This is a genomic window from Providencia sp. PROV122 (assembly GCF_028482365.1).
GTDB classification, from domain to species: Bacteria; Pseudomonadota; Gammaproteobacteria; order Enterobacterales; family Enterobacteriaceae; genus Providencia; species Providencia stuartii.
On the sequence record NZ_JAMPQI010000009.1, the window covers coordinates 168,475 to 182,963 of the forward strand.

Genomic DNA, 14,489 nt, shown 5'->3' on the forward strand with positions numbered 1-14,489 from the left:
AATATGAAACGGCTGCAAAATGAATTGACGGATTTGGTGAATCGTAGTGTCGATCGCCATGTTAGGCTCGCCGTAACTGGGCTGAGTCGTAGTGGAAAGACAGCATTTATTACTTCTCTTGTAAATCAGCTATTAAATGTAAATAGTGGTGCGCGTTTACCGCTATTTTCAGCCGCACGAGATAACCGTTTACTGGGTGTAAAACGGATACCGCAACGCGATTTTTCGATCCAGCGCTTTACGTATGATGAAGGGATCGCACAATTATATGGTCATCCCCCTCAATGGCCAACGCCGACACGCGGTGTCAGTGAAATACGCTTGAAATTACATTATCGCTCAGAAGACTCATTTTTTCGTCATTTTGTTGATAACTCTTCTTTATATCTGGAAATTATCGATTATCCAGGGGAATGGTTACTCGACCTTCCTATGCTTGATCAAAGCTACTTAGAATGGTCTTCTCAAATGAAGACCTTACAAAAAGGGGAGCGAGGTAAGCTTGCGCAAGCATGGTTAACATTATGTGAGTCATGTGACCCACTCGCACCCGCCGATGAAAATTTACTCGCGGCAATTTCCACGGCCTACACCACGTATTTAGAAGAGTGTAAAGCGCAAGGCCAACATTTTATTCAACCCGGACGTTTTGTACTTCCAGGGGAGCTTGCTGGAGCGCCAGCATTACAGTTTTTTCCATGGCCGAATATCGAAAAATATGGTGAGAAAAAACTGGCGCAAGCCGATAAGCATACCAACATTGGTATGCTACAGCGTCGCTATCAATATTACTGTGAGAATGTTGTAAAAGGCTTTTATAAAGACCATTTTCAACGGTTTGATCGGCAAATTGTTCTGGTGGACTGTTTACAACCTTTAAACAGTGGTCCGGACGCATTTAACGATATGCGCATGGCTCTGACACAGCTAATGCGTAGCTTCCATTATGGTAAACGAACGCTACTAAGACGTATGTTTTCCCCCTGCATAGATAAGTTGCTATTTGCTGCAAGTAAGTCTGACCATGTCACGCCAGATCAACATGCCAACCTAGTGTCGTTATTACAGCAGTTGGTCCAAGAGGCTTGGCAAAACGCAGCATTCGAAGGAATTAGCATGGATTGTATTGGTCTTGCGTCTATCCAAGCCACAGAGAGTGGTATTGTTGATTATCAAGGTGAAAAGCTGCCAGCATTAAAAGGGGAACGTTTGAGCGATGGTCAATTGATGACATTCTATCCAGGGGAGGTTCCAAAAAGGCTTCCGAGTGAAGTCTTTTGGCAAAAGCAGCGGTTTGAGTTTGAAAACTTCCGTCCTCGGCAAACACCGTTAGATCAGCCGTTACCTCATATTCGGATGGACAGTGCACTGGAGTTCTTGTTGGGAGATAAATTGAAATGAATGAACCAATCAAACAACGAGTTGATTTTTCCGAAGAAGATATAGCAGCAGAGGCTGAAAAACTCAGAAAAGCACGCCACTTTGATCCGCAAGAGCAACATAAATTTACGCCCGTAGAAATTGAGGCCGAGCAAGATGAGCAAGAAGGTGAGGTTGAAAGTTTAATTAACGAAGCGCTTAAGCCTAAAAGGAGTTTCTGGCGTAGGCTAGTCGGAACGGCAGTTGGGATTTTTGCTGTGAGTGTGATGGCTCAGTTAGGTATCTGGATCCACACGTCATGGGTCACGCAAGATTGGACTGCATTGGGTACAGCAGCCGCAGGAGGACTAATTGTCGTTGCAGGTGTCGGATCAATTGCCACAGAATGGCGGCGTCTATATCGCTTAAAAGAGCGGGCTCAAGAGCGTGATATTGCAAGGGAATTGCTACACAGCCATGGCATGGGGCAAGGGAAAGTTTTTTGTGAAAAACTGGCAAAACAGTCGGCACTTTCGGAGCAGCATCCCGCAGTGCAACGTTGGCAGGCTACGATACAGGAAACACACAATGACCGTGAAGTGGTTGAGTTGTATAGCAAATTAGTTCAGCCGATTCTTGATGAACAAGCACGTAAAGAGATCAGCCGCTCGTCGGCCGAGTCTGCTCTGATGATTGCGGTCAGCCCACTTGCCATTGTTGATATGGCATTTATTGCATGGAGAAATATTCGCTTAATTAATAGAATTGCTGCAATTTACGGCATTGAATTAGGGTATTACAGCCGCATTCGACTCTTTCGAATGGTATTAATTAACATTGCTTTTGCCGGAGCGTCAGAGCTGATCCGTGAAGTGGGTATGGACTGGTTATCACAAGATATTACAGCTCGTTTATCTACTCGTGCCGCACAAGGCATTGGTGCAGGGCTATTAACCGCCAGATTAGGGATTAAAGCGATGGAGTTGTGTCGCCCATTGCCGTGGATTGATGATAAACCGCGTTTAGCTGATTTCCGAGGGCAACTGCTGAGCCAAATAAAAAATGCGGTTCCGAGCAAAAAAGACGCTAAATAAAAGTCTCATCGCTGGCAGGTGTGATTGACAGTAAAGTACACTTGCCAGCCTAAAAACAGAAAGTGGTTATCTTTACTACCATCCCTGATTATTACTTGTTGTCGTAATAGCAATTTTTGCCATTTTCCCACGTTGTAAATTATTAGTGTCAACAATATGTGACACATGTGCTGTATTCTTACCGTAAATCAAGCTAAAATATTAGATCTATATTGTTTCTGCTAAAGGTTTTTATCCATGCGCCTCGAAGTGACTTGCCAAGACCGTATCGGTCTAACTCGTGAATTGCTTGATTTATTGGTCCTACAGAATATTGATCTTAAAGGCATTGAAATATCGGCGCAGAGACGGATATACCTCAATTTTACGCCTGTTGATTTTCAGGTGTTTAGCACGTTAATGGCAGAAATTCGTCGTATTAATGGCGTAATTGATGTACGTCGTATCTTTTTCATGCCGTCTGAGCGGGAGCATAAGGCGGTGTGGGCGCTATTAAACTCATTCCCTGAACCAGTTTTATCCATCGATAATAAACTAAACATTGAATTGGTTAACCCAATGTCATTACAAATTTTTGGCGTGGATGAAACCAAGATAAAACAAAAGACTTTCTCGCAACTGGTTAGTAACCATGGTTTACAACGTTGGTTTGAGCGAGAAGAGCCTGAGCCTTATACGGAAAGAGTAACCGTAAAAGGAAATGACTATTTAATGCAAGTCACGCCAATCATCTTAGCGGATGAAAATGGCAAGTCACACTGTACTGGTGCTGTTTTATTACTAAAATCAATAGCGATATTAGAAAAACAGCGCAAGCAAATTGTGGGTGCAGATGTGGATGGTTTTGACCTTATCGTTGCCAGTAGCCCCGCCATGTCACATGTTGTCGAACGTGCTAAACGTATCGCAATGTTAGATGAGCCTTTATTGTTAGTTGGGGAAACGGGAACAGGTAAAGATATGCTAGCCAAAGCGTGTCATTTGCATAGTGCACGCGGTAGTGCGCCATTTTTAGGGCTGAATTGTGCTTCAATGCCTGATGATGTGGTCGAAAGTGAATTGTTTGGTTATGCAGCAGGGGCATATCCGAATGCCTTAGATGGGAAAAAAGGGTTCTTTGAACAGGCAAACGGTGGCACGGTATTATTGGATGAAATTGCGGAAATGTCACCGCAAATGCAGATAAAACTATTGCGTTTTCTGAATGATGGAACATTTAGGCGCGTCGGTGAAGAGCGAGAAGTGAAAGTGGATGTGCGGGTCATTTGTGCCACACAAAAGAACCTGCCAGAGCTCGTTGCACAGAAAAAATTTAGGGAAGATTTATATTATCGCTTAAATGTTTTGAGCTTAACTATTCCTCCTTTACGTGAAAGACAAGAAGATATCTTGCCGCTAACCGAGGTTTTTGTCGCGAATTTTTCTAAAGAGTTAAATATCCCTAAACCTCGATTAGCACCTTCCTTAGTTGATTATCTAAGCCGCTATTATTGGCCTGGTAATGTAAGGCAGTTACGAAATGCCATTTATCAAGGCTTAACTCAATTAGAAGGGGATGTCCTGAATTCACATGATATTGATTTGCCAGAAATAGATAATTTACCAACGGTGGCTGTTGACTCTTTAAATGGTTCGTTAGATGAAATAACAAAACGTTATGAGGCATCGGTACTCGCACGTTTATATCGTGATTATCCAAGTACACGGAAGTTGGCAAAACGCCTTGACGTTTCCCATACCGCGATTGCGAATAAGTTACGCGAATATGGATTGAGCCAGAAAAAAGAGCAAGAATAACTTTTTTTGATGAAAATGTGATCGTTGGCGATGATTTCATCACTGCGGGTATCTTTTAGCACAAAAAGCAAACTATACTGAGAATAACTGGATATTCATTTGAAAAACGTTAAAGCTGTATTTTGATTGATGATAACCGATATCGCAAGGCCACCCGTGTGCCTGCAAGGAGTTGCTATGGATCAATTCGCTCTTAACTTTATTGTGAATACAAAACTACGTGAGTATCTCAATCAACGTCATTATAAAAATGATATGTTTGAGTCAGCGGCCTCGGCTGCTGAGTTATATTTGATGAATAGAGCGGCAGCCCGCTATTTAGAAAAACGCCATCGTTTCACATGGGAAGCCCTTGTTAAAAATGGCAATAAACCCCGTGATCTTATTATTGATATCCTCACATCCTCATGCCCCGCAAATAAAGAGCAGGCAATGAAAATCCTCAGTTGTTGTTCTCACTCGTTAGTCAATATGATGAGCGAAAATAAACTGTTTGCGAGTTTAGTGAATGCTAAACAGGGCAAGCCACTGAATTGGCTCTATGTGGAATAGTTGATGGGAATAAGCAGCCAGTTTTTAGGCTGGCTGCTATTGAGGATTACTTCAATGCAGCAAGTGCTTTGTCATAATCAGGTTCTTCAGTGATCTCTGGAACTAACTGGCTATAAATCACTTTATCATTCTCGTCTAATACGACAACAGAACGTGCTGTTAACCCTTTTAGTGGGCCACTCGTCATCGCAACGCCATAGTTTTTGGCAAACTCAGGGTGACGGAAAGTAGAAAGAGTGACAACGTTGTCTAAACCTTCTGCGCCACAAAAACGTGCTTGTGCAAAAGGCAAGTCAGCAGAAATACACAGGACAACAGTATTGTTGAGGTCATTGGCAAGTTGGTTAAATTTGCGTACAGATGCAGCGCAAACGCCAGTATCAACACTTGGGAAAATGTTCAGAACTTTACGTTTACCTTTGTAACTTTCCAATGTTGCTTCAGAAAGGTCTTTAGTCACTAAGGTAAATGCTTTTGCTTGATGGCCAGGCTGTAAAAATACACCATCAACGGTGACTTCATTACCTTTTAACTTGACGGACTGTGACATATTATTTTCTCCCATATATGAGCAAGTTTGTGAAACTACGAATATTATTATTGATGAGCTTGCTAGCGACCAAGCTAGCACTAGATGAATTCAATAGCAACATAACACAACCAATTTGCTTTGATTGCTAATTAAGTGCTTATCTCATTATTTTAAATCAAGTGATTTTCCATGGGGAAAGCACAATACCTAGAAAGGGTTAAAGTGGTGAGAAAAGAGTCTGTCATCGGAAACAGATTAGAGTAGAGTATATAGATTTTTAAACAATGAAAGAATATGATGCCTAAAGGGTTCTTGGTCGTTTTGTGAAGCCATCAACCTCTAGCTAAGATATTTTATTAGTCATAATATGTAGAATATCTTTTATATTTGCTTAGCTGATTTTTCGGTCTCGTAGCACGAAATTGTCAGTTAACCTTATTTGCTAATACGACAGAATCCCAAAATGCATAAACGCTCACTTTCATCTTTAGCTATTATTTTTACAGCGATGTTTACCGCTGCTCCTGCTGTTTCGGCTGTTATTCCTGCTGGTACAGTACTGGCAGAAAAGCAAGAGGTGACCCGTCATCTAAAAGATGAACCGGCATCCTTAGATCCGATAAAGTCTGTTGGGCTGACTGAAGCTCAGGTTATGCGTGATTTATTCGAAGGGTTGGTTAATCAAGATAGTCATGGGAAACCTATCCCCGGCGTTGCGCAAAGTTGGAGCACGACGGATAATAAAACGTGGATGTTTAAGCTACGTCCTGATGCACGTTGGTCAAATGGTGATCCTGTGACAGCCGACGATTTTGTATATAGCTGGCGTCGGTTAGTTATGCCTGAAAATACCTCACCGTTTGCGTGGTTTGGTGCCCTTGCTGGTATTAATAATGCACAACAAATTATTGATGGGAAATTACCTGCCGACCAACTGGGGGTAGAAGCCATTGACAAACGAACCCTTAAAATTACGCTTGATAAGCCAATTCCTTATTTCCCATCCTTAACGGCTAACTTTAGCTTATTCCCTGTTCATGCTAAGACGATCGAAAAATATGGTGCGGATTGGATTAAAGTTGGTAATTTAGTGGGTAATGGTGCATTTATATTATCGGATAGAATGGTTAATGAAAAAATTGTGTTAACACCAAATCCATTCTACTGGGATCATGCAAATACTGTGATCACAAAAGTGACTTTTGTTCCTATCAACCAAGAGTCAAATGCAACAAATCGCTATTTAGCGGGGGATTTGGATATTACAGAATCTTTCCCTAAACAACGTTATCAAAAATTACTGGCAGATATTCCTAATGAGGTTTTCACACCTGACCAATTAGGCACTTATTACTATGCATTTAATACACAAAGAGCGCCAACTAACGATGCTCGTGTGCGTAAAGCCTTATCAATGACGATTGATCGTAATTTGATTGCTAAAAAAGTATTAGGTACAGGGGAAAAGCCAGCAAATCGTTTTACGCCAGACGTGACAGCCGGATTCAAACCGCAAAAAGGGATGTATGATAATGCTTCCCAAAAAGAGTTAGATGAAAAGGCAAAAGCGCTATTGCATTCAGCAGGCTATGGGCCTAATAACCCGTTAAGATTGGTTCTTCTGTATAATAGTTCGGAAAATCACCAAAAAATTGCTATTGCTGTGGCTTCAATGTGGAAGAAAAAATTGGGGGCTGAAGTTAAGCTAGTCAACCAAGAATGGAAAACCTATATTGATAGCCGCAATACGGGGAACTTTGACGTCATTAGGGCATCTTGGATAGGTGATTTTAATGAACCCTCTACCTTCTTATCGTTATTAACCGCTCAACACAGTGGCAATATCCCCAAATTTAATAGCAAAAGATATGATGAGGTGATGGCTTCGGCGAGTATTGAGACAAACGAAGAGTTGCGTAACCGTTATTATAATCAAGCAGAAGAAATAATCGCTCAAGAAGCACCGATTGCCCCAATATATCAGTATACGAATGGGCGTTTGATTAAGCCATGGTTAAAAGGGTATCCAATAGAAAACCCTGAAGATGTGGCATACAGCCATAGTTTTTATATTATTGAACACTAACGCCATACGCAGCCTATATATTTTTATATGGGCTGTTTTTTGGGGTGTAAAAAAGAAAAAGCTCCTTCCGCTGGAGAGACAGAAGGAGGACCAAAAAAGGAATAAACACTACAAAGTGAATACTAATGTAGTCCGATGTTAATTTATTGTTCTTTTGTGGCAAAGTAATGTTGGTATTTAGCAAAAATGGCGGTTGCAAAACAAATCGTTCGCTTCTACTGACTATACTTTCATTTTAACGCATTATTCTTACGTATTATCTGATAGCTGTCTGTTAATTAAACAAAATTTTATATATTACGTCGAATAAGCGAAGAGAATATACTCGCTTTGATGTGCCTTATTAATATAGGCGTTAGGCTGGATAGTAGGGACTTGCGAATTTTGTTATGACTACCATGATGAATAGATAATAAGCAGGTATGGTGAAAATACGGAGAATAATAAATATTCTAAATGTGATTTAACAGTACCATACTGATATTTCAAGCTTTGGTAGGGCTTATTTGAGATAAGCTAATAAGCAAATAAGCAAAAATAGGCGTTATTCAACCTATATTTTATGTTACCTATATATTCAATCTAATCTAAGATATTTCTTATATTATCGATACGATAAAACCGTGAATTGGGCCAACGCTATTTTTCACCTTGATATTTCCGGCACATTCCCTCTATGCTATAACGATAACTGGCTAAAAAGGAAGGAGATAACGGCATGGCGTTGATTTATGGCTCATTATTTCAGAGTTCAAACCCTGTACATGCATTCCAATTAAATGGAGAGGGTGGGTTTATTCCCCTTGATGTTAACGCGAGTGCCACTCAACAATCTCCTTTTTGGCTACATTATGATTATAAAAATCGAGAAAGTGAGCAATGGATCCAAAACTCAGAGCTGTTTAGCGAACAAGTTAAAGCCGCGCTTTGTGGCCATGCAGGTCGTTGGCGAATTTTGAGAGTTGGCGATGGCATTTTATTAACATTGCAAACGTTGAACACTAATGCAGGCCAGCGCCCTGAACAGCTAGTCGCTTTCCGTGTCTTTATTAACAGTCGATTGATTATTTCAAGTCGCCATAGAAAAGTAAATTCGCTCGACTCAGTTATTATTGACTTACAAGAAGGGGTTGGTGCGCAAAGTACCGGAGATTGGCTGGTGGAAGTTGCGGATGCGATTACTGATGAAATCAGCGACTTTACCGATACTTTACATGAACGTTTAATTGGGATGGAAGATACCATTTTGAATGGTGAAATCCCTGAGCGCGGTGAACTCGCGTTATTACGCAAACAAATTATTGTGATACGTCGCTATATGGCACCACAGCGGGATATGTTGGCGCGTTTGGCGACAGAAAAGCTATTATGGATTGATGATACCGATAGGCGGCGGTTGCAGGAAATTTCCGATCGTTTAGGGCGTTGTATTGAGGATTTGGATGGTTTTGTTTCGCGTACAGCAATTATGTCTGATGAAATCACCAATATGATGACCGAAATGATGAACCGTCGTATTTATACGATGTCACTACTTGCGATGATTTTTTTACCAACAACTTTTTTAACAGGGTTATTTGGGGTCAATTTAGCAGGTATTCCTGGCAGTGAATTTAGGTTTGCATTCAGCGTATTTTGTCTCTTATTGGCGGTATTAATTGGTACTGTTTTTTGGTGGTTGAGAAAAAGCCGTTGGCTTTAAAAAGAAAGTTATCTGTGTTAACCCACCCTTGTTTGAGATAAATCAATAAAAGGTACGTTGATTTGGGGCACTATTAATTCCGCAGGTGAATGCAACGTTGAGCGATGAACGTTGTGCTCCATAATTGTAGTTTTTCTCATATTGAGTTCTTGTACAGAATAATTGACCACTGTAATGCCGATGTATATTGCATCGGCTTTTTTTTATTCTAAATTTACCTTCAATCCATTCACATTGTGGAGAATGCAAAACGGATATTTGTTGGGGTAGCGACATTCAGGTGCGCAACATGATACAAATAAGTATCTTGCCACCTTCATACAAAGTGATGGTGGCAATGGCGTTATTTCACCTCAATAACATTCAGGCGTTCCGCAGTAAATTCAGGTCTATCGTCATCATCAACTTGGTGTTGTGTGGGGATTTCTTCTCGATCAAATGCTAAATCGCCACCATTGATGACGGTATCGCCATGAGCGACATTTTTAAAATCAAACAACTCAGTATCACATAAGTGAGAGGGAACGACATTTTGAGTGGCTCTGAACATCGTTTCAATACGACCTGGGTAGCGTTTATCCCAATCACGTAGCAGATCTTTAATTACTTGACGCTGTAGATTAGGTTGTGAGCCACAAAGATTACACGGAATAATTGGAAATTCTTTTGCTTGGGCGTAACGCTCAATATCTTTTTCTCGGCAATAAGCTAAAGGGCGGATCACAATATGTTTACCGTCATCGCTCATTAATTTAGGTGGCATACCTTTTAGTTTTCCACCGTAAAACATATTTAGAAAAAGAGTTTGTAAGATATCGTCGCGATGGTGGCCTAGTGCGATTTTAGTTGCGCCTAATTCTGTTGCGGTACGATATAAAATGCCTCTACGTAAACGGGAGCATAGTGAGCATGTTGTTTTCCCTTCTGGGATTTTCTCTTTTACAATCCCATAGGTATTCTCTTCAACAATCTTGTACTCGACTCCGAGGTTTTCAAGGTATTCGGGGAGAATATGCTCGGGGAAACCGGGTTGTTTTTGATCTAAGTTGACAGCAACCAACGAGAAAGAGATCGGTGCACTTTTTTGCAAGCTTTGCAAAATAGAAAGTAGGGTATAACTGTCTTTACCACCAGATAGGCAGACCATAATCCGATCGCCATCTTCAATCATGTTGAAGTCGGCAATGGCTTGCCCTACATCGCGGCGCAATTTTTTTTGTAGCTTGTTAAAGTTATATTGTTCTTTCTGTGCGTTCATTTTCTACTGTTCTGTATCGTTGCTGATTATTGTTTAATTCAATGATTTTTAAGTTTTTTGTTTTTAATTGTCCTCATTGCCTATCATCTTGCTGTATCTTTTGTATAAGAAATAAGGCGCTTTATGGATGCGGGCAATAAACTCACTAACAAAAAACTTAAGGCAATCCTCGGTAAGGAAATTGCTAAGCCAGCCATAATAGCAGATGGACGAGGTCTTTCGATACAGGTAAGTCAAAATTGATCCATTTTAATAAATGAGGAGCTTTAGTAATGGAAGATAATTCAATTATTGTGGTGTTCATAACATAATGAAAAATCATAAGTTATAGTCAAAAGATCAAACTCAAATCTGTTAAATCCTAGAATCTTTAGGTATCGTAGCAACGCGCATTACAACCTCTAAAAAGCGTGGGTTCCATAGTGATAGAGGTACTTATATATCAATAAATTATATCGGTTGGCATGCGATAATGGCGGCATTAGTGACGGAGATTAGTTAGCCAAGGTATGTATGAATCTAGCCATAAAACAAATTGCATTAACACAACAGATAAAGCGATAACCCGCCATATCGATGGTTGTATCCATGTCATGCAAGATAAAAATAGAATCACAATAATGGATAAAAAAATCCTGACAAATAAAACGACTAACATAAGTGAATAGGCATGATTTACATCTAGCACTCGATATTTAAACACAAGTATCGAGGCAAACGTCATACTAGGAAGGATCAACATCCAAATCAGGAAAAATACAATGGCTAATGAATACCGACTTGTGCAGTATTTATGTAATTTACTCACCCAATACCCCAGATAAAAAATCAACTTAAGTTATATATTAAATAAATAAAGATTAAATGTCATCAAAAGTGTATTCAGTGGTGATTAGTGAATAAAAAGTAGATTTTTCATTGGCTGATGCTGCTATGGCGTTTATCAGTCAAGCATAGGGTTTTTGACATCGTGTGTCGGTAAGAAATCAAAAATATTGGCTGCCACCATAAAGTGGTTTAGCTTTGATGTTGCGATTGGATTAGAATAAATTTTAGGGCAGTGAAAAATTATTAACGCATTAAAAAACAGCTAGAAATTCACAGTATATCTCGTTGATATTTTGATAATGCATTGCTTTATCAATTAGATATTAAAAAATACGATGGCATAGTTGCTAATAAAAGTAGCAATAACACATTAATATTGAGCGATTATTACTGTTTTTTTTGTAAAGCGCATGCTTGTTAACTTATTTAACTCATATTGTTAAATTTTATTATTCATCTAAAACTATTAATTATTAAATTTACTAGCTAGTCTTTATCATAAAATGATCATTAGAATAATACTAAGAATAACAAAAAATTAAATAACATTGGAAACAGTAGGGCGTTTAGCCCTGCTGTATATTCAGGGGGGAAGGAAGGACAGTCAATATCTATATCCAAGTTGGTTTTCCTGGTTTTTCAAAAACTTCAAGCAAATGTTTAATATCCACATCCAGTATACTAGAAACAATCATTAGGTGTTCCACATAAATAGAGACGCTTCCTTCTTCATATTGAATATAGTTTCGTTCTGATATTTTTAATGCAGCAGCCATGGCTTCTGTAGAGATACCTCGGGATGTACGTAGTTTTCTAATATAGTTGCCTAAAGCGATTCCTCTAAAGTTTGGTTGCTTCATGAGTCAATTATCCATAGCGTAAAATGTAAGGCTATTATCAGAAATAATATGATTAATTCAATAGTATTATTCTGCTAAAAAAGTGTATTTCATAAAGTCAAAATAATCATATGGAAATTTTATATTTATCTAATAGTGAATTTGGCGATAAATGAATCTAAAAAATGTCAGATTTGTACAGTTATAGATATTAAAACTAATATCACTGGATAAATAATTTTTCTTAACATAAGAAAAGTTAAGTAAATCCACTTAGTGCATGGTAAGAAATGACGAAAAATGAGGTAAATACAATTAAAAGTAAAAACGATAAATCTATCCCACTTTATCTGTTTCAAAAATAGAAGGTCTATTATCAATAAAGTATTTAACCTCATAAGATCACCTTACTCTATTTTGAGCTAATAATAGTAAGGTGCTATTTTCAAGGAAATAAATATTTATTATTCGCTTAAAGCAAAATCAACAGCTTTTTGAGCATGTAAAGCCGTTGTATCAAAAATAGGTACCGATGTATCATTTTGATCTACCAATAGCGTGATCTCTGTGCAACCCAAAATGATCCCTTCCGCGCCATTTTCAACCAGTGATGCCATAATTCGTTGATATTGCTTTTTAGATCCGGTAGTGATTTTTCCTAGGCACAGCTCTTGATAAATGATGTCATGAACAATTTTTCTATCTTGGTCGTTAGGTGTGAGCACAGATAAATTGTATTTTTCATGAAGACGATCTTTATAAAAAGGTTGCTCCATCGTAAAAGCCGTACCTAATAAACCGATTTTTCTAATGCCTGAATTGATAATGCGTTCGCCAGTCGCATCAGCAATATGCAGTAAAGGAATATTAATGTTATTCTCAATTTGCTCGGCAACTTTGTGCATTGTATTAGTACAAAGTACAACAAAGTCAGCACCTGCTTGCTCTACGTTTTTTCCTGCCTGCGCAAGGTATTGACCCGCAAGCTCCCATTGCCCTGCCGATTGCATATGTTCTATTTCAGCGAAATCGACACTATATAAAGCGATTTTTGCTGAATGAAGACCGCCAAGCTGTTGCTTGATGCCTTCATTAATCTGCCGGTAGTAAAGCAAAGTTGATTCCCAACTCATTCCCCCGATTAAACCAATTGTTTTCATATCCGTTTCTCCATTATATTTTTTATAGCTAAGAATACTTCTATAACAACTATTTTTTTAGGGCAATAGATTATTTAAGCTATTAAAATAACAAGTAGAAACTCTTAGATAAATTAAAAAAATAAAATGAAATGACAAAAAAAGAATAATTACGGATGAATCTTATGTATCAAAAAATGAGATTTGTCATGATATCGCCGAGAGGTAAGAACCTCTCAAAGCGATTTAAGGAGAAAAAATGCGTAAAGTTATTTCAGTTTCGGCTATAGCACTTGTTTCTGCATTAACAGCGTCATCTGCTTTTGCGGCAAAAACGGACACTTATAAGTGTGAAGATCAAAAAATTAGGGTTTCATTCCCTGATGAAAATACCGCTGTGATGCTTTATAGCGATGAACTTATCGTGTTAAAAAGCGCTCCAGCAGCAAATGGCGCTCGTTATGTTGGCGAAAACATGCAGTTGTGGTCTCATGGGAAGAATGAGTTTAATTTAGCCACAATTTCTGAAGATGATGTTGTTAACAATCGCATTACTGATGATAAAGGCCGTACTTGTAAATTAGTCAAATAATTAATGGAGTGTGCTAATTTATTTAGCACACTCTACTTTACTAATTATCGGTTATTGAAATTAAGGGATATTGGGGTCTAAATATAATTTAGTGGCAGGACGCGTTAATACTTGCTGATAATATTGTGAAATAGCAGGGGTGTTTGGCCTAATAATCGGTGTAAGCAACCAGCGATGTATAGAGAGTGCTAGAGTAATATCAGCTACCGTAAATTGTTTTCCATTAATAAAATTACCATTTTTTTCAAGCTCTGCTTCAAGCAGCAGCATTTTACTGTTCCACTCATCAGTACTTTTAGCTATCAATTCAGGGTACTGAATAAAACTATCACTTTTCCGAACAAGTGCCATAAAAGCAGCACGCCATGCGCTGTTTAGTTCAGTTGCTTGCCAATCCATCCATTTTTCAACGTCTGCTTTTTCTTCTGGGCTTTCAGGCAGCAGATCAAAGCGTTGTGCTTTGGTGGCAATATAGCGGCAAATTGTATTACTTTCCCACAAAATACCATTTTCGTGGATTAATACGGGGACGAGCCCATTAGGATTAAGCTTAAGATAATCAGCAGATTTTAGGCTTAACTCATCTCCCCATTGTGGCTCATGAATGAAGGGAAGTTGAGCTTCTTGTGCAGCCCACAGGACTTTGCGAACATTGATTGATGTGGTACGACCTAGGATCTTTAGCATAACGGCCTCGAAAAGCATCAATAA

Annotated in this window: 12 protein-coding genes; 7 read left to right on the forward strand and 5 right to left on the reverse strand. The window is 38.9% G+C overall.

Features of this window, described 5'->3' with window-relative positions:
* Positions 1-3: 3 nt before the first annotated feature.
* From PSE69_RS08160 to PSE69_RS08175, 4 genes are all read left to right on the forward strand, one after another.
* A complete protein-coding gene (locus tag PSE69_RS08160) occupies positions 4-1,401 on the forward strand; it encodes a YcjX family protein (RefSeq protein WP_004919250.1) in 1,398 nt (465 codons plus the stop codon).
* Positions 1,398-2,453, forward strand: coding sequence for a YcjF family protein (locus PSE69_RS08165; RefSeq protein WP_004919253.1), 1,056 nt, complete (start codon positions 1,398-1,400; stop codon positions 2,451-2,453). The genes PSE69_RS08160 and PSE69_RS08165 overlap by 4 nt, the downstream gene beginning before the upstream one ends.
* 237 nt (positions 2,454-2,690) lie before the next feature.
* The gene (tyrR, locus tag PSE69_RS08170; RefSeq protein WP_014658237.1) at positions 2,691-4,250 is read left to right on the forward strand and encodes a transcriptional regulator TyrR; all 1,560 of its coding nucleotides are present in this window, start codon (positions 2,691-2,693) and stop codon (positions 4,248-4,250) included.
* Positions 4,251-4,427: 177 nt separating this feature from the next.
* Positions 4,428-4,802: a hypothetical protein gene (locus PSE69_RS08175; protein ID WP_014658238.1), complete on the forward strand. Its 375-nt coding sequence runs from the start codon at positions 4,428-4,430 to the stop codon at positions 4,800-4,802.
* Positions 4,803-4,848: 46 nt separating this feature from the next.
* Here the strand turns inward: PSE69_RS08175 and tpx are convergent, their stop codons facing one another.
* Positions 4,849-5,352, reverse strand: a complete 504-nt coding sequence (tpx, locus tag PSE69_RS08180; RefSeq protein ID WP_014658239.1) for a thiol peroxidase — start codon at positions 5,350-5,352, stop codon at positions 4,849-4,851.
* Positions 5,353-5,797: 445 nt separating this feature from the next.
* Here tpx and PSE69_RS08185 point away from each other — a divergent pair, with 445 nt between their 5' ends.
* Together PSE69_RS08185 and zntB are read left to right on the forward strand one after the other, a co-directional pair.
* Positions 5,798-7,420 carry a peptide ABC transporter substrate-binding protein gene (locus PSE69_RS08185; protein ID WP_121875032.1) on the forward strand — a complete coding sequence of 541 codons (1,623 nt, stop codon included), beginning with the start codon at positions 5,798-5,800 and terminating at the stop codon, positions 7,418-7,420.
* A 718-nt stretch (positions 7,421-8,138) separates the two neighbouring features.
* On the forward strand, positions 8,139-9,122 hold the full coding sequence (gene zntB, locus PSE69_RS08190) for a zinc transporter ZntB (protein WP_004919264.1): 984 nt from the start codon (positions 8,139-8,141) through the stop codon (positions 9,120-9,122).
* A gap of 343 nt (positions 9,123-9,465) precedes the next feature.
* Here zntB and ttcA read toward each other — a convergent pair whose 3' ends face one another.
* From ttcA to PSE69_RS08205, 3 genes are all read right to left on the reverse strand, one after another.
* Positions 9,466-10,380 carry a tRNA 2-thiocytidine(32) synthetase TtcA gene (ttcA, locus tag PSE69_RS08195; protein ID WP_014658240.1) on the reverse strand — a complete coding sequence of 305 codons (915 nt, stop codon included), beginning with the start codon at positions 10,378-10,380 and terminating at the stop codon, positions 9,466-9,468.
* Positions 10,381-11,819: 1,439 nt separating this feature from the next.
* A complete protein-coding gene (locus PSE69_RS08200) occupies positions 11,820-12,068 on the reverse strand; it encodes a helix-turn-helix domain-containing protein (RefSeq protein WP_004919272.1) in 249 nt (82 codons plus the stop codon).
* A 443-nt stretch (positions 12,069-12,511) separates the two neighbouring features.
* The gene (locus PSE69_RS08205; RefSeq protein WP_036940038.1) at positions 12,512-13,207 is read right to left on the reverse strand and encodes an aspartate/glutamate racemase family protein; all 696 of its coding nucleotides are present in this window, start codon (positions 13,205-13,207) and stop codon (positions 12,512-12,514) included.
* A 238-nt stretch (positions 13,208-13,445) separates the two neighbouring features.
* On the opposite strand from PSE69_RS08205, the gene PSE69_RS08210 reads away from it, so the two are divergent.
* Positions 13,446-13,778: an MliC family protein gene (locus tag PSE69_RS08210; RefSeq protein WP_004919278.1), complete on the forward strand. Its 333-nt coding sequence runs from the start codon at positions 13,446-13,448 to the stop codon at positions 13,776-13,778.
* A gap of 60 nt (positions 13,779-13,838) precedes the next feature.
* Here the strand turns inward: PSE69_RS08210 and PSE69_RS08215 are convergent, their stop codons facing one another.
* Complete coding sequence (locus PSE69_RS08215) at positions 13,839-14,465, reverse strand: glutathione S-transferase family protein (protein ID WP_272675205.1); 627 nt, start codon at positions 14,463-14,465, stop codon at positions 13,839-13,841.
* Between the last annotated feature and the right edge of the window lie 24 nt (positions 14,466-14,489).